This is a genomic window from Agromyces sp. NPDC058126 (genome assembly GCF_042884595.1).
Lineage (GTDB): Bacteria > Actinomycetota > Actinomycetes > Actinomycetales > Microbacteriaceae > Agromyces.
On the sequence record NZ_JBHVTS010000003.1, the window covers coordinates 356,678 to 377,481 of the forward strand.

General features: G+C 69.0%; 24 protein-coding genes and 1 pseudogene. 11 read left to right on the top strand and 14 right to left on the bottom strand.

Annotated features, from left to right (window positions below):
* Nucleotides 1-42: 42 nt before the first annotated feature.
* From ACFVTR_RS10720 to ACFVTR_RS10745, 6 genes are all read left to right on the top strand, one after another.
* Nucleotides 43-1,203, top strand: a complete 1,161-nt coding sequence (locus ACFVTR_RS10720) for a hypothetical protein (RefSeq protein WP_387037160.1) — start codon at nt 43-45, stop codon at nt 1,201-1,203.
* Nucleotides 1,203-2,054: an oxygenase MpaB family protein gene (locus ACFVTR_RS10725; protein ID WP_387037162.1), complete on the top strand. Its 852-nt coding sequence runs from the start codon at nt 1,203-1,205 to the stop codon at nt 2,052-2,054. Before ACFVTR_RS10720 ends, ACFVTR_RS10725 begins: the two co-directional genes overlap by 1 nt.
* On the top strand, nt 2,051-2,545 hold the full coding sequence (locus ACFVTR_RS10730) for an Lrp/AsnC family transcriptional regulator (RefSeq protein ID WP_157424566.1): 495 nt from the start codon (nt 2,051-2,053) through the stop codon (nt 2,543-2,545). The genes ACFVTR_RS10725 and ACFVTR_RS10730 overlap by 4 nt, the downstream gene beginning before the upstream one ends.
* 109 nt (nt 2,546-2,654) lie before the next feature.
* Nucleotides 2,655-3,779, top strand: coding sequence for a pyruvate dehydrogenase (acetyl-transferring) E1 component subunit alpha (gene pdhA, locus ACFVTR_RS10735; RefSeq protein ID WP_387037164.1), 1,125 nt, complete (start codon nt 2,655-2,657; stop codon nt 3,777-3,779).
* Nucleotides 3,776-4,798, top strand: coding sequence for an alpha-ketoacid dehydrogenase subunit beta (locus ACFVTR_RS10740; RefSeq protein ID WP_387037166.1), 1,023 nt, complete (start codon nt 3,776-3,778; stop codon nt 4,796-4,798). Before pdhA ends, ACFVTR_RS10740 begins: the two co-directional genes overlap by 4 nt.
* Nucleotides 4,795-6,261 carry a dihydrolipoamide acetyltransferase family protein gene (locus ACFVTR_RS10745; protein WP_387037169.1) on the top strand — a complete coding sequence of 489 codons (1,467 nt, stop codon included), beginning with the start codon at nt 4,795-4,797 and terminating at the stop codon, nt 6,259-6,261. The genes ACFVTR_RS10740 and ACFVTR_RS10745 overlap by 4 nt, the downstream gene beginning before the upstream one ends.
* A gap of 105 nt (nt 6,262-6,366) precedes the next feature.
* Here the strand turns inward: ACFVTR_RS10745 and ACFVTR_RS10750 are convergent, their stop codons facing one another.
* Together ACFVTR_RS10750 and ACFVTR_RS10755 are read right to left on the bottom strand one after the other, a co-directional pair.
* Nucleotides 6,367-6,870 carry a hypothetical protein gene (locus ACFVTR_RS10750; RefSeq protein WP_387037171.1) on the bottom strand — a complete coding sequence of 168 codons (504 nt, stop codon included), beginning with the start codon at nt 6,868-6,870 and terminating at the stop codon, nt 6,367-6,369.
* Between the two features lie 94 nt (nt 6,871-6,964).
* The gene (locus ACFVTR_RS10755; RefSeq protein ID WP_387037172.1) at nt 6,965-7,462 is read right to left on the bottom strand and encodes a glutathione peroxidase; all 498 of its coding nucleotides are present in this window, start codon (nt 7,460-7,462) and stop codon (nt 6,965-6,967) included.
* A gap of 68 nt (nt 7,463-7,530) precedes the next feature.
* Between ACFVTR_RS10755 and ACFVTR_RS10760 the strand changes: the two genes are divergently transcribed.
* Nucleotides 7,531-8,331, top strand: coding sequence for a metal-dependent hydrolase (locus tag ACFVTR_RS10760; protein WP_387037175.1), 801 nt, complete (start codon nt 7,531-7,533; stop codon nt 8,329-8,331).
* A 15-nt stretch (nt 8,332-8,346) separates the two neighbouring features.
* Here the strand turns inward: ACFVTR_RS10760 and ACFVTR_RS10765 are convergent, their stop codons facing one another.
* The 9 genes from ACFVTR_RS10765 to ACFVTR_RS10805 all read right to left on the bottom strand — a co-directional run bounded on the left by ACFVTR_RS10765 (nt 8,347) and on the right by ACFVTR_RS10805 (nt 15,298).
* Entirely contained in the window at nt 8,347-8,781 is a 435-nt protein-coding gene (locus ACFVTR_RS10765; RefSeq protein WP_387037176.1) for a DUF1801 domain-containing protein, read from the bottom strand.
* A 900-nt stretch (nt 8,782-9,681) separates the two neighbouring features.
* Nucleotides 9,682-10,062, bottom strand: a complete 381-nt coding sequence (locus ACFVTR_RS10770) for a hypothetical protein (protein WP_387037178.1) — start codon at nt 10,060-10,062, stop codon at nt 9,682-9,684.
* A gap of 492 nt (nt 10,063-10,554) precedes the next feature.
* The gene (locus ACFVTR_RS10775) at nt 10,555-10,794 is read right to left on the bottom strand and encodes a hypothetical protein (RefSeq protein WP_387037179.1); all 240 of its coding nucleotides are present in this window, start codon (nt 10,792-10,794) and stop codon (nt 10,555-10,557) included.
* Between the two features lie 70 nt (nt 10,795-10,864).
* The gene (gene trxB / locus ACFVTR_RS10780; protein WP_387037181.1) at nt 10,865-11,836 is read right to left on the bottom strand and encodes a thioredoxin-disulfide reductase; all 972 of its coding nucleotides are present in this window, start codon (nt 11,834-11,836) and stop codon (nt 10,865-10,867) included.
* Nucleotides 11,833-12,495 carry an arsenate reductase ArsC gene (locus ACFVTR_RS10785; RefSeq protein ID WP_387037183.1) on the bottom strand — a complete coding sequence of 221 codons (663 nt, stop codon included), beginning with the start codon at nt 12,493-12,495 and terminating at the stop codon, nt 11,833-11,835. Before ACFVTR_RS10785 ends, trxB begins: the two co-directional genes overlap by 4 nt.
* Before the next feature lie 3 nt (nt 12,496-12,498).
* Nucleotides 12,499-12,915: an arsenate reductase ArsC gene (locus tag ACFVTR_RS10790; RefSeq protein ID WP_387037186.1), complete on the bottom strand. Its 417-nt coding sequence runs from the start codon at nt 12,913-12,915 to the stop codon at nt 12,499-12,501.
* Between the two features lie 84 nt (nt 12,916-12,999).
* On the bottom strand, nt 13,000-13,518 hold the full coding sequence (locus ACFVTR_RS10795) for a GNAT family N-acetyltransferase (protein WP_387037189.1): 519 nt from the start codon (nt 13,516-13,518) through the stop codon (nt 13,000-13,002).
* Nucleotides 13,515-14,921, bottom strand: a complete 1,407-nt coding sequence (locus ACFVTR_RS10800) for an FAD-dependent oxidoreductase (protein WP_387037190.1) — start codon at nt 14,919-14,921, stop codon at nt 13,515-13,517. The genes ACFVTR_RS10795 and ACFVTR_RS10800 overlap by 4 nt, the downstream gene beginning before the upstream one ends.
* Nucleotides 14,922-14,947: 26 nt before the next feature.
* Nucleotides 14,948-15,298: a metalloregulator ArsR/SmtB family transcription factor gene (locus ACFVTR_RS10805; RefSeq protein ID WP_387037192.1), complete on the bottom strand. Its 351-nt coding sequence runs from the start codon at nt 15,296-15,298 to the stop codon at nt 14,948-14,950.
* Between the two features lie 98 nt (nt 15,299-15,396).
* On the opposite strand from ACFVTR_RS10805, the gene arsB reads away from it, so the two are divergent.
* The 4 genes and pseudogenes from arsB (at nt 15,397) to ACFVTR_RS10825 (ending at nt 18,339) form a co-directional block, all read left to right on the top strand.
* Nucleotides 15,397-16,500 (top strand): ACR3 family arsenite efflux transporter, encoded by a 1,104-nt coding sequence (gene arsB / locus ACFVTR_RS10810; protein WP_387037193.1) that lies wholly within the window; start codon nt 15,397-15,399, stop codon nt 16,498-16,500.
* Nucleotides 16,501-16,909: 409 nt separating this feature from the next.
* Nucleotides 16,910-17,422, top strand: coding sequence for a hypothetical protein (locus ACFVTR_RS10815; RefSeq protein WP_387037194.1), 513 nt, complete (start codon nt 16,910-16,912; stop codon nt 17,420-17,422).
* A 101-nt stretch (nt 17,423-17,523) separates the two neighbouring features.
* Nucleotides 17,524-17,862, top strand: a pseudogene (locus ACFVTR_RS10820) (ArsR/SmtB family transcription factor); the annotation flags it as partial.
* A 132-nt stretch (nt 17,863-17,994) separates the two neighbouring features.
* Nucleotides 17,995-18,339, top strand: a complete 345-nt coding sequence (locus ACFVTR_RS10825; protein ID WP_387037747.1) for a hypothetical protein — start codon at nt 17,995-17,997, stop codon at nt 18,337-18,339.
* A gap of 14 nt (nt 18,340-18,353) precedes the next feature.
* Here the strand turns inward: ACFVTR_RS10825 and ACFVTR_RS10830 are convergent, their stop codons facing one another.
* Genes ACFVTR_RS10830 through ACFVTR_RS10840 form a run of 3 tightly spaced genes read right to left on the bottom strand, consistent with a single transcriptional unit; the run spans nt 18,354 to nt 20,770 of the window.
* Entirely contained in the window at nt 18,354-19,220 is an 867-nt protein-coding gene (locus tag ACFVTR_RS10830) for an SDR family oxidoreductase (RefSeq protein WP_387037197.1), read from the bottom strand.
* A complete protein-coding gene (locus ACFVTR_RS10835) occupies nt 19,217-20,002 on the bottom strand; it encodes an SDR family oxidoreductase (RefSeq protein ID WP_387037199.1) in 786 nt (261 codons plus the stop codon). Before ACFVTR_RS10835 ends, ACFVTR_RS10830 begins: the two co-directional genes overlap by 4 nt.
* A 6-nt stretch (nt 20,003-20,008) precedes the next feature.
* A complete protein-coding gene (locus ACFVTR_RS10840) occupies nt 20,009-20,770 on the bottom strand; it encodes an SDR family oxidoreductase (protein ID WP_387037201.1) in 762 nt (253 codons plus the stop codon).
* Nucleotides 20,771-20,804 lie beyond the last annotated feature (34 nt).

Below are 20,804 nucleotides of genomic sequence, written 5' to 3' on the forward strand. Positions count from 1 at the left end.
GAGGCGCCGTGGGTAGACTCGCGGCCTCGAGGGGGTGAGCCGATGCGCCGAGAACGCCCGATCGTGAGCGCCGCGATCATGCTCGCCCTCGTCATGGCGGTCACCGCGATCGCCTCTCCGGCAGGAGCCGAGGAGTACCCGAGCTGGAGCGAGGTCGAGGCCGCGAAGCAGAGCGTCGCCGCGCGCGAGGCCGAGTCGTCGCGGATCACGGCGCTGGTCGACCGACTCGAGGGCGAGGCGGCCGTCCTCGGCGATGCCGCGGTCGAAGCCGCCGCGGTCGCGGCCGCCGCCGAGGCCGCACGCCGCGAAGCGGCCGATCGCGCGAGCACCCTCCGCGGATCGGCCGAGTCGGCCGCGCGGACGGCACGCAAAACGCAGGCCGAGTTCGGTCGGCTCACCGGCATGCTCGCGCGCACGGGCGGTGCGGATGCCACGCTCCGCTTGCTCCTCACGGGCGGAGAGCAGGACGCGGCCGACCTCCTCGACGCGCTCTCGCGCAGCGCACGACTCGCCGACGTCTACGCGGGGGTCGCGGCGGGTGCGGAGGCGGCCCGCTCCGAATACCGGTCGATCAGCGCCCAGGCCGACGTCGCCGAACAGGAGCGGTCCCGGCTCGCCGATGAGGCCGACCGCGCCGGGGCCGCCGCGGAGGACGCGCACGTCGCCGCGGAGGCGCGGCTCACCGAACAGCGCACGGCGCTCGACACGCTCTACGCCCAGCTCGCGAGCCTGCGCGATCGCACGGTGGAGCTCGAGCGGCGCTACCGGGTGGGCGAGCAGGCCAGGCTCGAAGCCGAGGCGCGCGAACTGGCGGCTGCCGAAGCCGCGGAGAACGATTCGGGCGGGTCGGGCGGTTCCGGCGGCGGCTCGAGCGCTCCCCCGCCGGGCGTCGTCGTCGATCCCGCTTCGGCGAAGGCGTACGCCGCCCGTGCGGTGGGCCGCTACGGCTGGGGTTCGAGCCAGTACGAGTGCCTCGTGCTGCTCTGGACGCGCGAGTCGAGCTGGCGCGCCGACGCCTACAACGCCTCGAGCGGCGCCTACGGGATCCCGCAGTCGCTGCCGGGCAGCAAGATGGCCTCGGCCGGTGCCGATTGGCGCACGAACGCCGCCACCCAGATCGAATGGGGGCTGTCGTACATCAGCGACCGCTACGGGGCGCCGTGCGGTGCGTGGGCGCACTCCGAGCAGTACAACTGGTACTGATGACCGGCGCAGACACCGACCCCGAACGCTTCCGCCGCCACGCGGCCGATGGCATCCTCCTCCTCGGCGGAGGTGCCGCCATCCTGCTGCAGCTCGCCGACCCGCGGGTCGCGCGCGGCGTCGCCCGCCACAGCGACTTCGCCGGCCGGCCGCTCGACCGGCTCTTCGGCACGCTCGACTACGTCTACGCAGTCGGCTTCGGCGACGAGTCGGTCCGGCGCTCCGCCATCCGGCGGGTGAATGCCCGCCACGCGCCCGTCCGCGGTTCGGCAGCCGACCCCGGCGGGTCCGGCGAGACGCGCACGCCCGGATACTCGGCGTTCGACGCCGACGCGCAGCGATGGGTCGCCTCGACCATCCTCGCGACCGCGATCACGCTCGAGGAGCGCCTCTGGGGTCCGCTCGACGAACGCGACGCCGACGCGATCGTGCGCGGCTACGCCCCGCTCGGCACGAGTCTCCAGGCCGGCCGCGAGGGATGGCCCGAGAGTCGCGCCGGGTTCGACGCGTGGTGGCACGCGCGCCTCGCCGAGGCATCCGTCGGTGAGGACGCCCGCCGGATCGCACGTACGCTGCTGGGCGGGTCGGCGGCGCTGCCGCCGGGCAGCCGACTCGTCCTTCCGCTCGTCCGCCTGATCACCGCGGCGCTCCTGCCCGCGCCGATCCGCGCGGCGTACGGCTTCCGCTGGACCGCCCGGGCGCAGCGCGTGAGCACCGCGTGGCTGCGGGGCATCGCCCTCGTCTGGCCGCTGCTCCCGGCCGCCGTGCGCCACGCCCCGATGCGCGCATCGCTCCGCCGCATGGCACGTTCGAACCGGTACGCTGAGCGTGAAGCACAAGGACGACGATGACCCCGCAAGCACCGCAACGCAACGAACCACTCGACAGCATCGACCGCCGAATCGTGGCCGAGCTGAGCCGCGACGGCCGGCTGTCGGTGCGAACCCTCGCCGACCGAGTTCACATCTCGCGCACGGCGGCCCACAACCGGCTGCAGCAGCTGCAGCAGCGCGGCGTCATCACCGGGTTCGGCGCCCAGATCGACCGGCGCTCGATCGGGCTCCACATCTCCGCGCTCGTCGTGGTGCGCATCGGCGAGGTCTCCTGGGAGGAGATCGCGGCGAAGCTCGCCACGCTCCCCTTCGTCGAGAAGGTGCAGGCGGTCTCGGGCGACATCGACATCATCCTCACCGTGAGCGCGCCCGATCACGAGCAGCTGAGCCAGGCGATCCTCCGGGACATCCACGACATGCCCGGCGTCGTGTCGACCAGGTCGCACCTCATCCTCGAGGAGATCGAGGGTCACCCGCCCGCGCAGACGCTGGACATCTGGCGCACCTGACCGCCCTGCAGATGGACGAATGGCAACGGTTTCGCGCTTCGTGAGCCGTTCGTTCACGCTTGGATGACACGCCCGACCACGAGGGTCGAGTATGTCGCACCATGGCTGCATGAGCCTCAATGTCGAGCACGCCCCGACCCGCACCCTTCCATCGGAGAAGCCCCTCCGGCTCCTCGACAACGCGGGTCACGCCGTCACCGGTCACGCGACCGGCGGCTTCTCGCTGCCCGACACCGACACGCTCCTCGGGCTCTACCGCAAGATGGTCGTCGCCCGGCGTTTCGACGTGCAGGTCACCGCGCTCACCAAGCAGGGCCGCCTCGCGACCTACCCCTCGGCCTACGGCCAGGAGGCGTGCGAGATCGGCGCGGTCGCCTCGCTCGATCGCGCAGACTGGCTCTTCCCGACCTACCGCGACAGCATCGCCCTGCTCACGCGCGGCATCGCCCCCGCCGACATCCTGCAGTCCTTCCGCGGCGACTGGCACAACGGCTACGACCAGCACGAGTTCCGCACGGCCGCCCAGGCGACCCCGCTCGCCACGCAGGCGCTGCACGCGGTCGGCCTCGCGCACGCCGCCCGGCTCCGCCGCGACCCGATCGTCGCCATGACCTTCCTCGGCGACGGCGCCACGAGCGAGGGCGACGCCCACGAGGCGTTCAACTTCGCGGCCGTCTGGCAGACGCCCACCGTCTTCATCGTGCAGAACAACCAGTTCGCGATCAGCGTGCCGCTCGAGCGGCAGACCCGTGCCGCGACCCTCGCCGACAAGGCCGTCGGCTACGGCATGCCGGGCTTCCACGTCGACGGCAACGACGTCGCGGCGATGTACGCGATCACGCACGCCGCCGTCGAGCGCGCCCGCGCGGGCGGCGGGCCGACGCTCATCGAGGGCGTGACCTATCGCATCGAGCCCCACACGAACTCCGACGACCCGAGCCGCTACCGGGCGGCGCGCGACGTCGAGCACTGGAAGCGGCGCGACCCGATCGAGCGACTCGAGAAGTACCTCGTCTCCGAGGGGGCGCTCACCGAGACCCTCCGCGCCGAGATCACCGACGAGGCCGAAGAGCTCGCCGCGGCGACGCGCGAGGTCATGACCGCCGAGGCCGAGCTCGATCCGCTCGAGCTGTTCGATCACGTCTACGCCCGCCCGCGCGCCGCGCTCGCCGAGCAGCGCGCCGCGCTCGCCGCCGAGCTCGCCGCCGGCGCCCACCAGGAGGACCCTCGATGACCGCCACCGTGACGAAGGACGCCCGCCCCGAGGCATCCGCACCGACGCAGCTCACGATGGCCGGAGCGCTGAACGCCGCGCTGCGCGACGCGATGGCCGCCGACGACCGCGTGATCGTCTACGGCGAGGACGTGGGGCCGCTCGGCGGCGTGTTCCGCATCACTGACGGCCTGCAGGCCGAGTTCGGCGACGAGCGCATCTGGGACTCGCCGCTCGCCGAGTCGGGCATCATCGGCACGGCGATCGGCATGGCGATGTACGGCATGCGCCCCGTCGTCGAGATGCAGTTCGACGCGTTCAGCTACCCCGCGTTCGAGCAGATGGTGTCGCACGTCGCGAAGATGCGCAACCGCACCAAGGGGCGCGTCACGCTCCCGATGGTCGTGCGGATCCCCTGCGCGGGTGCGATCGGCGGCGTCGAGCACCACTCCGACTCGTCCGAGTCGTACTGGGCGTCGACCCCCGGCCTCACGGTCGTGATGCCCTCGAACCCGGCCGACGCGTACTCGATGCTGCGCGAGGCGATCGAGAGCGACGACCCCGTCGTCTTCATGGAGCCGAAGAGCCGGTACTGGTCGAAGGCGCCGATCGCGCTGCCCGTGACGACCGCGCCGATGGACCGCGCCGAGGTCGTGCGCACCGGCACCGACGTCACGCTGCTCGCCTACGGACCGACGGTGCGCACCGCGCTCGAGGCGGCCGAGGCGGCCGAGCACGAGGGCCTCTCGATCGAGGTCGTCGACCTGCGCACGCTGTCGCCCTTCGACGACGAGACGGTCGGCGCCTCGGTGCGCAAGACCTCGCGCGCCGCCGTGATCCACGAGGCCGCGCAATTCGGCGGCTACGGCGCCGAGGTCGCCGCCCGCGTGACCGAGCGGAACTTCCACCACCTCGCGGCGCCGGTGCTGCGCATCGCCGGGTTCGACATCCCATACCCCTCGCCCAAGCTCGAGGAGCACCAGCTGCCCACGCCCGACCGCATCCTCGCGGCGCTCGACACCTGGGAGTGGGACGCATGACGCGCGAGTTCATCCTGCCCGACCTCGGCGAGGGCCTCACAGAGGCCGAGATCGTCGCGTGGCTCGTCGCCCCGGGCGACGAGGTGTCGATCGACCAGCCGGTCGTCGAGCTGGAGTCGGCGAAGTCGGTCGTGCAGCTCCCGACCCCGTTCGCGGGTGTCGTCGAGTCGCTCGGCGGCGAGGTCGGCGAGACGTTGCACGCGGGCACGGTGCTCATGACGCTCGGTTCAGACGTCTCCGCTGCGGGGGCCCCGAACGCGGATGCCTCGGCGCCCGCGCCGGCCGCGGCGCCTGCCGCTGCCGAGGCAGCGGTCTCAGGAGCACCCGTGGCCGCCGAGCCCGGCGTCGCCGCACCCACAGAGGTCGCGACGGAGGAATCGGGCGCCGTCCTGATCGGCTACGGCACCCGAGCCTCGACGGTGACGAAGCGCGCGGCCACGGCGCCGGCGCGATTCGGTCGCCGCCGCACGGGTGCTGCGACGGGCTCAGGCCCCGGTGCCGGCACGAGCGGTGGCGGCGTCGCCGCGCCCTCGCGCCTCGACAGCGCACGCCGCTCCCCCGTCGTCTCGCCGATCGTGCGGCGGCTCGCGCGGCAGCACGGCTTCGACGCCTCGCAGCTCGACGGCTCGGGCCCCGACCACCTCGTCATGCGTCGCGACGTCGAGGCGTTCATCGGCGAGCAGCAGGCGGGGTCGGAGGCGATGCCGCAGGCCGTCGTCGAGGCATCCGCGCCGTCGACGCCGGCGCCCGCGGCCGTCACCGCGCCCGCATCCGGTGACGAACGGATCCCGCTCGACCGCATCGGTCGCGCCGCCGCGGCGCACTTCTCGCGCTCGCGCCGCGAGATCCCCGAGGCGACCGTCTGGATGGACGTCGACGCGACCGCCCTCGTCGCCGCCCGCAAGCAGCTGCACGCGGCGACCGGCGAACGCTTCGGCACGACCGCCCTCGTCGCCCGGTTCGTCGTCGCGGGACTGCGCAAGCACCCGCGCCTCAACTCGAGCTTCGACGCCGAGCGCGACGAGGTCGTGCTGCGCGGCGCGGTCAACCTCGGACTGGCAGCGCAGACGCCGCGCGGCCTCATGGTGCCCGTCGTGCACGGCGCCGAGCAGATGAGCCTGCGCGGGCTGCGCGACGCGATCGGCGCCCAGACCGAGGCCGCGGCGACCGGGGTGTTCGCGCCCGCGGCGCTCTCGGGCGGCACGTTCACGCTGAACAACTACGGCACGCTCGGCGTCGACGGCTCGGCCGCGATCATCAACCACCCCGAGGCGGCGATGCTCGGCATCGGACGCCTCGTCGAGCGCCCCTGGGTCGTCGACGGCGCCCTCGCGGTGCGCACGGTCACCGAGCTCACGCTGTCGTTCGACCACCGCGTGTGCGACGGCGCCGAGGCGGCGGCGTTCCTCACCTTCGTCGCGGGGTGCATCGAACAGCCGCTGTCGCTGCTCGCCGAACTCTGAACCCGAACGACGAACGGCCTCGCCCCATCGGGGCGAGGCCGTTCGTCGTTCGTGCTCACCTCACGCGGCGGCGCCGTTCAGTGCGGGGCGCCGCAGGGCGCGAGATCAGAAGAACTCGTCGGGCGTGCCGGCAGCCCGTTCGACGTCACGGGTGTCCACCCCCGCTGCGCGGAGCTTGGCCACCGAGACCCGGAGCCCCGACTCCATCTGCGCCGCCCAGGCGTCGGACTCGCGTGCGCTCGTCTCGGCTGCGCGCGCCCGCGCCTCGGACGACTCGGCGGAGTCACGCGCGTCGCGCACCTGACGCAACGCGAGCGAGATGCCGTAGTACGCGGCGACCATCGTGGCGATCGGTGCGGCGATGATCGCGAGTGCGCTGATCGCGGCGCCGGTCGGGCTGAACGCGATGAGCAGTGCGAAGGCGAGGAAGAGCGCCACGATCGCCGCGAGGACGACGAGCATGAACCGCAGGTCCCGGCTCCACGGGCGCCCCTCGGCCGCGGTCGCGGGAGGTGCTGCGGTCGCGTCATCGGCCGAAACCGGCGGCGGCGCGAAGTCGGGCACCGTGGGCTGGTCGTCGTGGCTCGGACGGGCGTACGCGTCGGACATCGGGTCTCCGCTCCCCTGCAATCGGATAGACCCCCCAATTGTGGGCCGCACCGGACGAGCGGTCAAGGAACCGCGCCGGGTCGGAGCGGATGCCTCAGGCGGCGCGCCGCTCCGAGATGCCGCGCTCGATCGTCGCGATGATCTCAGGGTCGTCGGGCTCGGTCGTCGGCCGGAAGCGGACCACCTCGCCGTCGGGCTGGATCACGAACTTCTCGAAGTTCCACTTCACCCGGCCGGCCTTGCCGCGGGCATCCTCCACCTTCGTGAGCACCTCGTAGAGCGGGTGACGATTGCGCCCGTTGACCTTGGTCTTCTCCATCAGCGGGAAGCTCACGCCGTACGTCATCGAGCAGAACTCCTTGATGTCGGAGGCCTCGCCCGGCTCCTGCCCGGCGAACTGGTTGCACGGGAAGCCGAGCACCGTGAAGCCGCGGTCGCCGTACTCGCGCTGCAGCTCCTCGAGTTTCGTGTACTGCGGAGTGAGCCCGCACTTCGACGCGACGTTCACGACCATCACCACCTCGTCGGCGTAGTCGGCGAGGGTGACGGCGTCGCCGTCGATGGTCGTCAGGGGGATGTCTCGGAGTTCCACCCTCAGAGCCTACGACGCCGAACGACGATGTGGGCGGCCGCCGATACGATCGTCGATCGATGATGGGCATGAATCACGCGATCAGCGGCGCCGCCGCCTGGGTCGCGGTCACCGGCGCCGTTCCCCTGCTCGCCACCGGGGTGTACCCGCTCGACCCGGTCGGCGTGGTCGCCGGCGCGACCGTCTGCGCGGGCGCAGCACTGCTGCCCGACGCCGACCACCACAGTGCGACGATCTCGCGCTCGGTGCCGATCCTCGGCCCGCTCACGGCGCGCACGATCGGCGCCATCTCGGGCGGGCACCGCCACGGCGCGCACTCCCCCGTCGCGGTGCTGCTCGTGGCCGCGGCCGCCTGGGCGCTCGCGGCGCTGACCGTGCCCGTCGATGCGATCGGCCGTTTCGACCCCGGCACGGTCGCGATCGGCGCCGGCATCGGCACCGCGGCGCTCACCGCCTTCGCCGTGAAGGCGCGCGACCTCGTCGAGTCGTGGCTCACGGCCTGGCTCGCCGGCATCGCGCTCGGGCTCTTCATCGTCGTCGTCGCGCCCGAGCAGGTCGCCTGGTTCCCGCTCGCGGTGACGCTCGGCTTCGTCGCCCACCTCGCCGGCGACGCGCTCACCACGGGCGGCCTGCCCGGCCTCCTGTGGCCGTGGGTGCCGCGCCCGCCCGAGATCGTCGGCGACATCCCCGTGCTGAACCGCCTGTGGCTGCCGAACGGCTACCTCGCGCTTCCGCTGCTCGGTGACACCGGTTCGTGGCGCGAGAAGGCCTTCGGAGGGCTGCTCACCCTGTACTGCACGCTGGGCCTCGGGTACGAGCTGTTGCGCCTCGTCGGGGCCGATCAGCTGCTGTCGCGGCTCAACCTGTGACCGGCGATCGCGGTCTCAGTCGCGGCGAAGCGGGTCGGGATCGTCGGGACGGCTCCAGGCGATCTCGATGAGTCGGCGAAGCACGTCGAGGTCGAGGTCCTCGAGCTTCTTGGCGTAGAGGCAGCCTGCGCCCTCCGTGTACGTGCCGAGCTCCGGCAGGAGCTCGGCGCTCTCGGGAAGGTCCTTGAGCCCGTACAAGGTCAGCTGGGCCTTCCGGGGAGAGAACCCGGCCTTGGGCCAGTCCCCGCGCGTGCGCGGGTTGGCCGGCGAGATGTACCGGTAGCTGCCGTAGCCGACCATCGACGGCCCCCACATCACGGGGTCGGTGCCGGTGACCTCGCGGAAGATCTCGGCGAGCCGGCGACCCTCCTCGACTCGGCGACTGGGCGTCGCCGCAGCGAGGAACTCATCCACGTTCGCATCGGTCGGCACGGTCTTCTGGGTGCTCATGATCTCAACCTAGGCCCATTCCAGCCGCTGGCGACCTGAACATGGGACGAGGGTCCGGCACCCGTGCTCGGCGCCGCCCAGAGGCAGTAGGCCCGGAGGCGATGCACGCCCGAAGTTCGACGAATCCCCAAGCAACTTCCCCGCAATCCCCTCAGGAACCCTGAACCACAGACACTCAGTGGTTCACGGTCTTGCAGAGGCGGTCACGAAAGTCTTCGGCAAACCCGCACCTGCTTGCCGATCATGTGGGTCTTTCGGTCTGCGGTACTGCGGGTACGTAAGGGTTGCAATCCCTGCTGCAAGGAGAATCGGCATCAGGGCCATCATGTAGCCACCTGCATCACCCAGGCCTGCCACGTCGACTGGGATGCTTCCGATCGCGAGAGCAACCCCGACAGCGATGAGTCCCCAACCGAGCCCTGCTCGTCGCCGGGACAGCCGAGACTCATTCATCCGTGTACTCCTGCATGCCCGTCGATCTACGCGTGTGGATTGTGCAAACTCTCGACGTTACCTTCGATCGGGTCCGTATCGTCCATGACGGCGTGTGCGCCTGACACAACCACCTCGGCCCGGGGTGCCCGAAGCGTACGGCTACAAGCCATGCCGGATGCACGAGCCCTATTGGCCGACGACCACCCCGACCCCGGTCGTGAGTGTGCCGAGGAGCACAAAGGCGACACCGTAGCCGACAACCGTCCTCCGGCCGGGAACCCAATGAACTCGATTCGGCATCTCCTCGCCGTCAGGGTCTCGCTCCTCGAGTCGTGCGTAGCGCCGCCGAACCCAAGATTCGACCGCCCCGCGACGAAGGATGATCAGGGCACCGAGGACGACCTCTATGGCCCCGAGCCCGATGAGCAGACAGACGTAGGGCTCAGTTCTGATCACGTTGGCCCTTCAGAAACTTGAGATCACGAGCCAGACGCCCAGCAGGATCATGAACGTCCCGACGAACCCCACGGTTCGATGGGTGGTACTTCGTGCAACTTCATCGCCCAGCTTCCCAAGGAAGACCCTCTGCGCATCACTCATGATTCTCGAGATCGGCCGAGCGAATACGACGAGGGTGACTCCCAGCCCTATCGTGGCGCAACCACCGATGATCTTCCCGACGTTCAACACGACTCCTTCATCACCAAAGTACTTCGAAGCCAGCACTGCATCCGCCACGTCCGCGCACGCGCCACCGAAGATCGGCAACCATGGTTGTTCGCGGCTGCGCCGGCCGCCCACCTTCGTCGACCTGGCCCGTACCACTTGTCGCTCTTCCAGTTGCAAAGCGTCTTATCCGGAATCCTGAAGTACTTGGCGAGCTCAACGACGGTGAGCCAGTCGCCGGAGTCATCCAAGGATCGCGGTTCGGAGCTTGTGATCTGACTCTGAGCCGTCACGATCCGGATAGGGCGGCGGAAATCTCTTCCCGCAATTCCCGATGCTGCCCGAGAGTTCTTGATGAATCACGGTTGAGAATCCTCATAACGGTCGAGGTGCTCGGAGACGACGAAACCCCCGGATTTCCGAGGAAATCCGGGGGGTTCTTGGTGGATCAGAGGGGACTCGAACCCCTGACCCCCAGACAGTGCTGCACTGTGGTCAGTACGCACGTGTGTACTTGTGGATGCCAGTAATTGTAAGGCGTGACGCCCTGATCGCGGCGGGCAGTCATGTCCGTTGGATGCCGCCTTCTGCGGGTGTTTGTAGATGAAAAGAGCCGCAAAAGAGCCGCAACCGCATTACCGTGCTGACCGTTTGGCTTGCGGTTCCGGCGGCCTACGCCAGCGGCGAAGCCGACGTGGCGGCTCCCACGTGATCGAGCATCCGACGGCCGTCATCCGTCAGCAGTACGTGGCCGTCGACCAGTGCGGCCCACCCGAGGTTATTGAGACGCCACAGCAGTTTCCCGACCATGGACGGTGCGAGGAGCACAGCCCGCGCTGGAAGTCCCGGATGTTCGTGCCGCCAGATCTCGACGAGTTCGTCCTTGGTGAGCGGGCCATGCGTCGCAAGCATCTGCAGAATCTCTCTCCGCTGAGCTGTGAGCATTGGTACGAGATCAGGCCCGAACAACTGCGCCGCCTTCCTAGTGCACCTCGGCCAAAACGGAAAGCGGCGTCAATCCGACGGGTTCCACTGAGGCAAGGTAGGCCTGCGCATCCAGGGCAGCGGCGCAGCCGCTGCCGGCGGCCGTGATCGCCTGGCGGTACCGGCGGTCGACGAGGTCACCGCACGCGAAGACACCTGGGAGGTTCGTCCGCGTGGTCGGTGATGCGACGAGAACGTAGCCGTCTTCATCGATGTCGACCTGGCCCTGCACCAGTTCGCTGCGCGGATCGTGCCCGATCGCGACGAAGAGCCCGGTGACCGGCTGCGCACTTTCGTCGCCGGTGACCGTGTCGCGGAGGGTGAGCCCCGTCAGCTTGCCGTCGCCGTGTGCCGAGACCACCTCGGAGTTCCAGGCGACGTTGATCTTCGGGTGCTCGAGGGCGCGCTCCTGCATGATCTTCGACGCGCGCAGCTCATCTCGCCGGTGGACGAGGGTGACCGAGTCGGCGAAGCGGGTGAGGAAGAGCGCCTCCTCGACTGCGGAGTCCCCTCCCCCGACGACGGCGATGTCCTGGTTGCGGAAGAAGAAGCCGTCGCAGGTGGCACACCAGGAGACGCCGTGGCCGCTGAGCTCCTCCTCCCCGGGCACACCAAGTTTCCGATACGCGGAACCCATCGCGAGCACGACCGCGTTCGCTGCGTAGTCGACCCCATTGATGGTGCGGATCGTCTTGACCGAGCCGGTGAGGTCGACGTCCACCGCATCGTCATACACGATGCGGGCTCCGAACCGCTCGGCCTGTGCCCGCATCGCTTCCATCAGGTCGGGCCCCATGATGCCCTCGGTGAAGCCCGGGAAGTTCTCGACTTCCGTCGTCTTCATGAGCGCTCCGCCGGCCTCGACCGAACTCGCCAGAACGACGGGTTCGAGCCCAGCGCGGGCGAGGTACGTCGCTGCGGTGTACCCGGCGGGGCCGGCGCCGATGACGATGACGTTCTCGATGGTCAAGGGACTCTGCTTTCGATTCCGAGCTCGGCGAGGAGCTTGTGGACGTGATTGGTGATGTCGTCGCGAATGAGCCGAACCCGCTCGATGGGCAGGTCGGCGGGGTCGTCGAGCGCCCAGTCGACGTATCGCTTGCCTGGGTAGACGGGGCAGGCGTCACCGCAGCCCATGGTGATGACGACGTCTGCTGCTTGGACGACGTCGTCGGTGAGGGGTTTCGGGAACTCGTGAGTCAGGTCGATGTCGAGCTCAGCGAGCGCCGCGATCACCGCAGGGTTGAGTTGCGCGGCGGGCATGGATCCGGCCGAGCGCACATGCACTCTGCCTCCGCTCATCGCTGCAGTCAGCGCGGCCGCCATCTGCGAGCGACCGGCGTTCTGTTCGCAGACGAACAGCACCTCGGGGAGGTCGTACGCGACTGCGCCTTTCGCCTGCGCGAGCGCTGTCAGCCGGTCCGTGGTGAACCGAATCGTTGCTTGAGCCAGGTGCGCCTTTACCTTCGCTGTGCGAAGTAGGCCTGTGTACGACTCGAGCACGTAGCGCTCGACGGTTTCGGGGGTGAACACGCCTGCGAACCGGATCGCGAGGTCGCCGGCGAGCCGGTGAAGGTATTCTTCCGGGTACGCCAGCCCTGGCAGCGCGCGCCGCTCGTTCTCAGACATGATTCACGCGTTGACGGGTTCGGGGAGGATCTCGGACAGCAGCTGCTCGATGCGGCCGCGGATCTCGTCGCGGATCGGGCGTACGGCGTCGATGCCCTGGCCGGCGGGGTCGTCGAGCTTCCAGTCCTCGTAGCGCTTGCCAGGGAAGATGGGGCATGCGTCGCCGCAGCCCATGGTGATGACGACGTCGGAGTCGCGAACCGCCTCGGTGGTCAGGACCTTCGGCACGTTGTTCGCGATGTCGATGCCCTCTTCGGCCATCGCCTGGATCGCGACGGGGTTGATCTGGTCTTTCGGCTCGGAGCCCGCGGACAGCACCTCCACACGGCCGCCGGACAGGGCCTGCATGTAGCCGGCGGCCATCTGCGAGCGTCCGGCATTGTGCACGCAGACGAAGAGAACGGTGGGCTTGGTCGTCATGGTGAACTCCTTCATTTCACCATAATCATAGATGGTGATCTATGGTTTGTGAAGTCAACAGAGCTTCCCCGAAGTGCACTCTCACTATGGGCCGACTAACTCGCTTCGGCGTTCGAGCAGGACGGTATCCCGCCAAACTCCAGCATTCGGGCCGAAGCCCATGAGAGCAATGCGTTCGCGAACGCCGACTCGCCGGAAGCCGTGCCTCTCATGTAGGGCAAGACTGGGGAGATTCTCGGGAAAGATCGACGACTGCAGCATCCAGATGCCGGCTTCCTCGGACCGCTCGATGAAGTGCTCGAGCAGCGCTCGCCCGACACCGCGGCCGCCAACAGCCGGGTCGACGTAGATGGAATGCTCGGCGACACCGGAGTACACGGGACGCGACGACACAGGGCCGGCGGCCGCCCACGCGCAGATCACGTCATCGGCGTCGACGGCCACCCATCTGAGCGCCGCAGGTTTCGAAGCGAAGAACGCGTCGTCGGTCGGTGGTTCGACCTCGAACGTGGCGTGCCCGGTCGCGATTCCGGCGCGGTAGATCGCTTCGACCGGCTCCCAGTCGTCGCGCTCCATCGGCCGGAAGCGCAGGGGGTTGCTCATCCGCAGCAGCTGCTGGTGCTGGTGCTGGCTGCGACCGAGGGCTGTGTTCCGCAGGATGTGTCGGTTGCACAGCTGCCGGCGTCGGCGACCGTTCCGTCGGGGTTCGGGGCGGTCGTCGAGCACACCCCGGTCTCGGGGAGGACGAGCTGAACCTGTCGAGCTGCGGTGGTGTTCCCGGCGAGTTCGTCGGCGATGGAGCGGACCTGCTCGTACCCGGTCAGGAGGAGGAAGGTCGGGGCGCGTCCGTAGCTCTTCATGCCGGCGACGAAGAAGTTGGGCTCGGGGTGCGCGAGCTCGTCGACGCCGTGCGGGTAGACCGTGCCGCAGCTGTGCAGGTTGGGGTCGATCAGCGGTGCGAGCTTTGCCGGCGCCTCGACCACGTCATCGAGCTGCAGTCGGAGCTCGCGGAGCATGTCGAGGTTCGGGCGGAAGCCGGTCGCGTTCACGATGGTGTCGGCCTCGACGGCGGCCGCCTCGTGGCGGCGGCGCCCCACGGCGCGCACACGCCCGTCCCCGATGGCTTCGACGTCGTCGATCTCGAAGCGGTCGACCAGCGCGACCTTGCCGGCGCGCACGAGGTCGTGGACGGTGCTGCCGAGCTTGCCGCGAGCTTCAAGCTCGTCGTTCTCGGAGCCGTAGACACGGACCGGGCTCACGTTCCGGATCGCCCAGGTGACCGTGGTTCCGGGGACTTCGTCAGCGAGCTGCGCGAGCCTTATGAGCGTGTTCGCGGCGGAGTGACCGGCGCCGACGACGAGCGTGGCCTTGCCGGCGAACCGGTCGCGGTCTTCGCCCAGCACGTCGGGGAGTGCGTGCGTGATGTGCTCACCGACAGTTTCAGCGGCAGCGGGCTGCAGGCCGCTCGCGAGGAGGCCGTTGGCGCTCGAGTAGGTGCCGGACGCATCGATCACCGCACGCGCGAGGACCTGCTCGGAGTTGCCCGACTCGTCCCGCACCCGGATCACGAACGGTGCGCTTGCGCGACCGTTCGAACGGGTCCGGTCCATGCCCTGGCGGCTCACGTCGGTGACCGTGGCGCCGTAGCGGATGCGCGGTGCGAGCTCGGGGGTCGCGGCGAGCGGTTCGAGGTACTGCTCGACGAGGTCGCGACCGTAGGGCAGCCGCTTCGCCGCGGGCGATTCCCAGTCGGTCTTGTCGAGAAGGCGGGCGGCCGCTTCGTCGATCAGGTACTCCCAGGGCGAGAAGAGCCGCGTGTGACCCCATGACGTCACGGCCGCACCGGCGGACTCGCCGGCTTCGAGGACGACGACGTCGATGCCACGTTCGAGCAGCTGCGCGGCCGCGGCGAGACCGACAGGTCCCGCGCCGATCACGGCGACGGGCAGGCCGGTGAGACGGTCGAACTTCGTGAGGGTCGGGGTGGGCAGCTCAGCGAGGGTCATCGCAGTTCTTCTTCCGTTGTGGGTGGTCAGATGGTGACGAGCAGGCGACTGAGGGAGTCAAGCGCGCCGGGAACGAGTCGGTAGTAGGCCCACTGGCCCCGCTTGGACCGCGTGAGGAAGCCGGCTTCGGTGAGGACCTTCAGGTGGTGGGACACGGTCGGCTGGGACAGCCCGAGCGGCTCGATGAGATCGCAGACGCACGCTTCGCCACCCTCGTGGGCGGCGACCATCGACACAAGCCGGAGCCGGGCCGGGTCGGCGAGGGCCTTCATCGACCGAGCGAGCGCTTCGGCGTTGTCGGCCGCCAGAACCTCGCGGTCCAATGGCGCGCAGCACGCGGTGACGTCCGTCACCGGGAGTGTGATCGTCGAGCTCATGCAGCCATGATGCAACGAATATTGATAACTGTCAATATTGACGAGAATCAATATCCTTCCTAAGGTTCACATCGACTCTTGTCTATGGATCACGAGGAGTGAACGTGAGTAACCCCGCTCTGCCCGCACGGCTCAGCGCAACCGACCGACTCTTGCCCGTCTGGATTCTCCTGGCGATGGCGGTCGGGATCGGCTTGTCGGTCTTCGCCCCGGCGCTCGGAGAGTTCCTCCACGCCGCTTCGATCGGGTCAGTGAGCATTCCCATCGCGATCGGACTGCTCGTGATGATGTATCCCGTCCTCGCGAAGGTGCGCTACTCCGACGCTCGAGCGGTCGCAGGCGACCGGAAGCTCCTCGTGTCGTCGCTCGTCCTCAACTGGCTCATCGGGCCGGCGCTGATGTTCGCGCTCGCCGGGATCCTGCTTCCTGACCTTCCGCAGTACCGCACCGGCCTCATCATCGTCGGTCTCGCACGCTGCATCGCCATGGTCCTGATCTGGAATGACCTCGCCTGCGGCGACCGCGAAGCTGCCGCCTTCCTCGTCGCGTTGAACTCGGTGTTCCAGGTGATCGCATTCGCGGGGCTCGGCTGGTTCTACCTGCAGGTACTACCAGGTTGGCTCGGCCTGCCGACCACGAGCGCCGAATTCTCCATCGGCGCGATCACGATCAGCGTTCTGGTCTTCCTCGGCATCCCGCTCCTCGCCGGCTTCCTCTCCCGCTTCATCGGCGAACGCCGTCGCGGTCGCGACTGGTACGAGAACCAGTTCCTGCCGAAGGTGAGCCCGCTCGCGCTCGGCGGGCTGCTCTTCACGATCGTCATGCTGTTCGCACTGCAGGGACAACAGGTCATCGACCAGCCGCTCGATGTCGCCCGCATCGCCCTTCCGCTGCTCGTCTACTTCGCCGCAATGTTCGCCATCGGCTTCGCGACCGGAAAGCTCATCAAACTCAGCTACGAACGCACGACCACGCTGGCATTCACCGCCGCAGGCAACAACTTCGAACTGGCTATAGCCGTCGCCATCGGCACCTTCGGAGCAACCAGCGGCGAGGCCCTCGCCGGCATCGTCGGCCCCCTCATCGAGGTTCCCGCCCTCGTGGCGCTCGTCTACGTCGCGCTCTGGCTACGCCCGCGGTTCACCGAGCCCACGGACACCTTAGCGACCCCGCGCCGGGTGGCGGAGCGGACGAACGCCTGATCCTCGCTCCCAATCCCTTCGGAGTCAGTCGGTGATTGCCGGAACCCGACGAGCACCAGACTCTGGGGTCCCGCCCGAGTGCGGGACCCCTCTCGGGCCTGGCACCAAGGCTCTATCGAGCGACTTCAGTAAGGGTGCACGGCTCCCCTTCGATGGCCGCCGCATCGCCCGTTGCCGGTTCGTAGATCTTGCATGCGCCAAGTACTCGCCGATCACGGCGAATACGAAGATGATGGACCTAAGGGGTGCAAATGGATCCCACGAGCACATCGTCCAGAAGCGCGCGAACCGCGCGGCGCGCATGTCCGGCGGCCAGCGATGCGACGTTGCGCCCCGCGGACGCTCCACAGGGCATGATCGACGGAACCCTCGGCGTCCTCGAGTTCGCTGACCACCGGGGCCGGCGAGCATGATCGACTTCTTCGGCATCGAGATCCCTGACGCCGGGCCATTGTTCCTCGTATCCGTGGCACTGCACATCGCGGCCGGCATCACCGCCGTCGTCACCGGCGCAGCGGTCATGCTGATGAAGAAGGGCACACGCCGCCATCGTCGTTTCGGGTGGACCTACGTCACCGCACAGGCGGTGATCTTCCTCACCATGGTCATCATGGTGACCATCCGCTGGCCACTCAACTTGCACCTCCTCGTGCTGGGCATGATCGCGATGGCATCCGCGTCGCACGGTGTCGTGAACCGACGATTGCGGGCTTCGGATGCTTGGCATATCGCCGCGATGAGCGTGTCCTACATCGCGATGCTCACCGCGTTCCTTGTCGACAACGGCCCCCAGCTACCGGTCTGGCAACTTCTGCCCCAATGGGCGCTCTGGGTTCTTCCCACCGTGGTCGGCGCCCCGCTCATGTTCTTCGCAATCAGCCGCCGACGCGCTCACCCAGGGCTGTCGCAACGCCGACCCTGACTCGATTCCGACTCGATAGACTGTGGTCTATGGATTCAACGCCCGCGGGTGCAAGCGAACTCCGCCTCGTCGGAGATCCGACCCGTGCGCGCATCCTCTCGATGATCCTCGACAGCGAAGATCAGCGAGGGCTCGTCGGAGACCTCGCTGACCGCCTGGGGCTGCGGCAGCCAACCGTCAGTCACCACGTTCGAGCCCTCTTCGACGAAGGGATCCTGGAGCGGCAACCCGACGGCCGGAGAGTCTGGTACTCGGTGTCTCCCGCACACCGCGAGTGGATCACCGGCCTCCTCGTGGATGAAGCCTCCACCGTGGATGACGACGGCCTCGCCCGGGTGATCCGCGATCTCAGCGACCGTTTCGCCGGCACCTTCAACCCCGAAACCGTCGAGCAGTACGTTCGCGAGAGCCGAGAGCTGCTCGTCGCCCGAGAAGGCACCAGCCAACATCTCACGTCGCTCACCGCCCGCTTCGCCGCAGACCGACTCGACGCACTGGCTGCCTCCGTCGAGACGGGTGATGGTGTGCCGGAGGTCCTCTTCGTCTGCGTGCACAACTCGGGACGTTCGCAGATGGCATCGGCCATTCTCCGCCAGCTCGCCGGCGACCGCGTCATCGTGCGCACCGCCGGATCGGCGCCGGCCACCGGCGTTCGCGGAACGGTCGTCACGGCCCTCGACGAGATCGGCGCACCGCTCGCCGGCGAGTACCCGAAGCCACTCACCGACGAGGTCGTCCGAGCCGCAGACGTCGTCATCACGATGGGATGCGGCGACGTGTGCCCGATCTACCCCGGGAAGCGATACCTCGACTGGGACCTCGACGACCCGGCCGGCCTCCCGCTCTCCGGCGTGCGCGCGGTCCGAGACTCAATCGAGACCCGCGTCCGCGAACTCCTCCGCACGTTGATCGATTGATCGATCTCCAACCCCTATGGCCGGCGCTCCGTCTGCACGATCCGGGCGTCGCGTTGAGCCTCACGGCGGAGGAGATCAGCCGGCCGGTCGGGTCGTCGCAGCACGTGGTGACCTGTCAGATCAACGCACCTGGTCAGTTGGACGCACCAGGATCTCGTGGATCGAGACGTGGTCAGGCTGGCTGAGGGCATAGACGATCGCCTCCGCGATGTCATCGGCACGCAGCGTCCGTATTGACGATGAGAACTCGGCGGCTGCGGCCTGCATCCTCGGTCCGTGATGTGGCTCGTGAGCTCCGTGTCCACGAAGCCCGGCTGAATCACGATCACGCGGACGCCTTGGTCGGTGATCTCCTGACGCAGCGACTCCGAGAAGGCGCTGATTCCGAACTTCGTGGCGGCATAGACCCCGCTGCCGAGTGAGGCTGAACGTGCAGCGGTCGACGACACCTGCACGACCGCGCCCTTCGTCTCGAGGAGGTGCGGCAGGGCGGCGTGCACGGCGTACATCGAGCCGAGCAGGTTGGTGTCGACCATGCGCTGCCATTCGCGGACGTCGGCGTCGAGGATCATTCCGCTCTGCATGAGCCCGGCATAGTTCACGAGCGCGTCGAGTCGCCCGAACCGCGCGACGGTCTCTTCGACGGCGCGCGCCACCGATGCCGGGTCGGTGACATCGAGCTGCAGGGCGATGGCCTCGCCCAATGCGGAGTCGACGAGCGAGTCGAGCCGATCGACGCGGCGCGCGCCGACGGCGACGCGCGCGCCTGCGCTCGACAACGCGAGCGCCGTCGCCCGGCCGATGCCAGAGGACGCCCCGGTGACCAGGACGACCTTCCCGTCGAGGTCGCGGCGCGCGGCGGGACGTTCGGGGGCGTTCAACTCGCCGACCCCTCGAGCTCGACGTTCGGCCGCCCGCCCGCCGCGATCCACTCCTCGTAACGGGTGCGCATGATCGTCGCATCGGGCCCGGGCAGCAGCTCGCGCTCCTCGAGGTCGGTGCCGAAGTACCGGGCGAGAGGGTCGACCCTCACGTCGCGCAGGTCGTTGCGGTCGCGCAACTGGCGACGCACGAGCTCTTCGAGCCGGAACTGCTCGGGCCCGGCGAACTCGACGACGCGATTCACCGGTGCCCCGTTCGCGGTCGCCGCCACCGCGGCCGCGACGTCGTCGGCCGCCATCGGCTGGAACAGTGCCCGGGAGAGCCGCACGACGTTCTCGCTCGTGCCCGCATCGGCGATGTTCGCGATGAACTCGAAGAACTGGGTGGCGTGCACGATCGAGTACGGTCGGCCCGACTGACGTATGAGCCGCTCCTGCGCCGCCTTCGCGGCGAAGTAGCCGCCCTCAGAGCGAGCGAGTCGATCGGTGCCGACGACCGAGAGCGCGACGTGGTGGGGCACGCCCGCCGCGGCGCCGTAGGTGAGCAGGTTGAGCGTCGAGCCGTAGAAGAACTCGTTCGCGGCCGCCTCGTCGAGGTAGTCGGAGTTCGAGACGTCGATGAGCGCCTCCGCCCCGGCGAGGGCCTCCGCGAGCCCCTCGCCGGTGTAGGAGTTGACGCCGGTCGCGCGTGACGCGACGACGACGTCGTGGCCGTCGGCGACGAGCCGCGCCACGAGTCGTGTACCGATGAGGCCGGTGCCGCCGATGACCGAGATCCGCATGGCGGGCTACTTCACCGGCGCCGACTGCGCGGCGAGCCAGTCGGAGAACGTCGTCGTCGAGAGCCGGGCATCGGCGCCGAGGGGCACCAGCTCGGTGCCGGTCAACTTCGTGCCGAAGTACGGCGCCTCCGCGTCGCCGATGACGGTGCGGGGGTCGCCCTTCGCGGCCATGCCGACGCGAACGAACTCGTCTTGGCCGAAGCGCTCGGGCCCGCCGATCTCGAGGGTGCCGTTGATCGGGTCGCCGGCGGCGACACGGGCGACGGCGGCCGAGACATCCGCTGCGGCGATCGGCTGCATGAGGCCCGTGCTGAGTCGAGCCACGCCGTCGACCGTCGCCTCGTCGGCGATGCGCCCGACGAATTCGAAGAACTGCGTCGCGCGCACGATCGAGTACGGCTGCCCCGACTCCTCGATGATCTTCTCCTGGGCGACCTTGGCGCGCAGGTATCCGCTGCTCGGCAGGAGCTCGGCGCCGACGATCGAGAGGGCCACGTGGTGGGTCGCACCGGCCTCGCGCTCGGCAGCGAGCAGGTTCGAGGTGGAGGTGGTGAAGAACGCGAGCACGTCGTCGTCGGCGAACGACGGCGAGTTCGACACGTCGACGACGACGTCCGCTCCCACGAGCACCTCGGCGAGACCCTCGCCGGTGATGGTGTTCACGCCTGAGTTCGGCGAGGCCGGGATGGCTTCGTGGCCGTGCTCGATGAGGTGCTCGACGACCTTGGATCCGATGAGGCCGGTGCCTCCGATGACGACGATCTTCATGACTGGGTGCCTTCCGTCAGGGCTGCGGCCGGTG

Excerpts from the sequence above, each read along its gene's own strand:
- ACFVTR_RS10720 (WP_387037160.1), top strand. The coding sequence starts at position 43 with ATGCGCCGAGAACGCCCGATCGTGAGCGCCGCGATCATGCTCGCCCTC.
- ACFVTR_RS10725 (WP_387037162.1), top strand. The coding sequence starts at position 1,203 with ATGACCGGCGCAGACACCGACCCCGAACGCTTCCGCCGCCACGCGGCC.
- ACFVTR_RS10730 (WP_157424566.1), top strand. The coding sequence starts at position 2,051 with ATGACCCCGCAAGCACCGCAACGCAACGAACCACTCGACAGCATCGAC.
- pdhA (WP_387037164.1), top strand. The coding sequence starts at position 2,655 with ATGAGCCTCAATGTCGAGCACGCCCCGACCCGCACCCTTCCATCGGAG.
- ACFVTR_RS10740 (WP_387037166.1), top strand. The coding sequence starts at position 3,776 with ATGACCGCCACCGTGACGAAGGACGCCCGCCCCGAGGCATCCGCACCG.
- ACFVTR_RS10745 (WP_387037169.1), top strand. The coding sequence starts at position 4,795 with ATGACGCGCGAGTTCATCCTGCCCGACCTCGGCGAGGGCCTCACAGAG.
- ACFVTR_RS10750 (WP_387037171.1), bottom strand. The coding sequence starts at position 6,870 with ATGTCCGACGCGTACGCCCGTCCGAGCCACGACGACCAGCCCACGGTG.
- ACFVTR_RS10760 (WP_387037175.1), top strand. The coding sequence starts at position 7,531 with ATGAATCACGCGATCAGCGGCGCCGCCGCCTGGGTCGCGGTCACCGGC.
- ACFVTR_RS10765 (WP_387037176.1), bottom strand. The coding sequence starts at position 8,781 with ATGAGCACCCAGAAGACCGTGCCGACCGATGCGAACGTGGATGAGTTC.
- ACFVTR_RS10775 (WP_387037179.1), bottom strand. The coding sequence starts at position 10,794 with ATGCTTGCGACGCATGGCCCGCTCACCAAGGACGAACTCGTCGAGATC.
- ACFVTR_RS10785 (WP_387037183.1), bottom strand. The coding sequence starts at position 12,495 with ATGTCTGAGAACGAGCGGCGCGCGCTGCCAGGGCTGGCGTACCCGGAA.
- ACFVTR_RS10790 (WP_387037186.1), bottom strand. The coding sequence starts at position 12,915 with ATGACGACCAAGCCCACCGTTCTCTTCGTCTGCGTGCACAATGCCGGA.
- ACFVTR_RS10795 (WP_387037189.1), bottom strand. The coding sequence starts at position 13,518 with ATGAGCAACCCCCTGCGCTTCCGGCCGATGGAGCGCGACGACTGGGAG.
- ACFVTR_RS10800 (WP_387037190.1), bottom strand. The coding sequence starts at position 14,921 with ATGACCCTCGCTGAGCTGCCCACCCCGACCCTCACGAAGTTCGACCGT.
- ACFVTR_RS10805 (WP_387037192.1), bottom strand. The coding sequence starts at position 15,298 with ATGAGCTCGACGATCACACTCCCGGTGACGGACGTCACCGCGTGCTGC.
- ACFVTR_RS10815 (WP_387037194.1), top strand. The coding sequence starts at position 16,910 with ATGATCGACTTCTTCGGCATCGAGATCCCTGACGCCGGGCCATTGTTC.
- ACFVTR_RS10825 (WP_387037747.1), top strand. The coding sequence starts at position 17,995 with ATGGCATCGGCCATTCTCCGCCAGCTCGCCGGCGACCGCGTCATCGTG.
- ACFVTR_RS10835 (WP_387037199.1), bottom strand. The coding sequence starts at position 20,002 with ATGCGGATCTCGGTCATCGGCGGCACCGGCCTCATCGGTACACGACTC.
- ACFVTR_RS10840 (WP_387037201.1), bottom strand. The coding sequence starts at position 20,770 with ATGAAGATCGTCGTCATCGGAGGCACCGGCCTCATCGGATCCAAGGTC.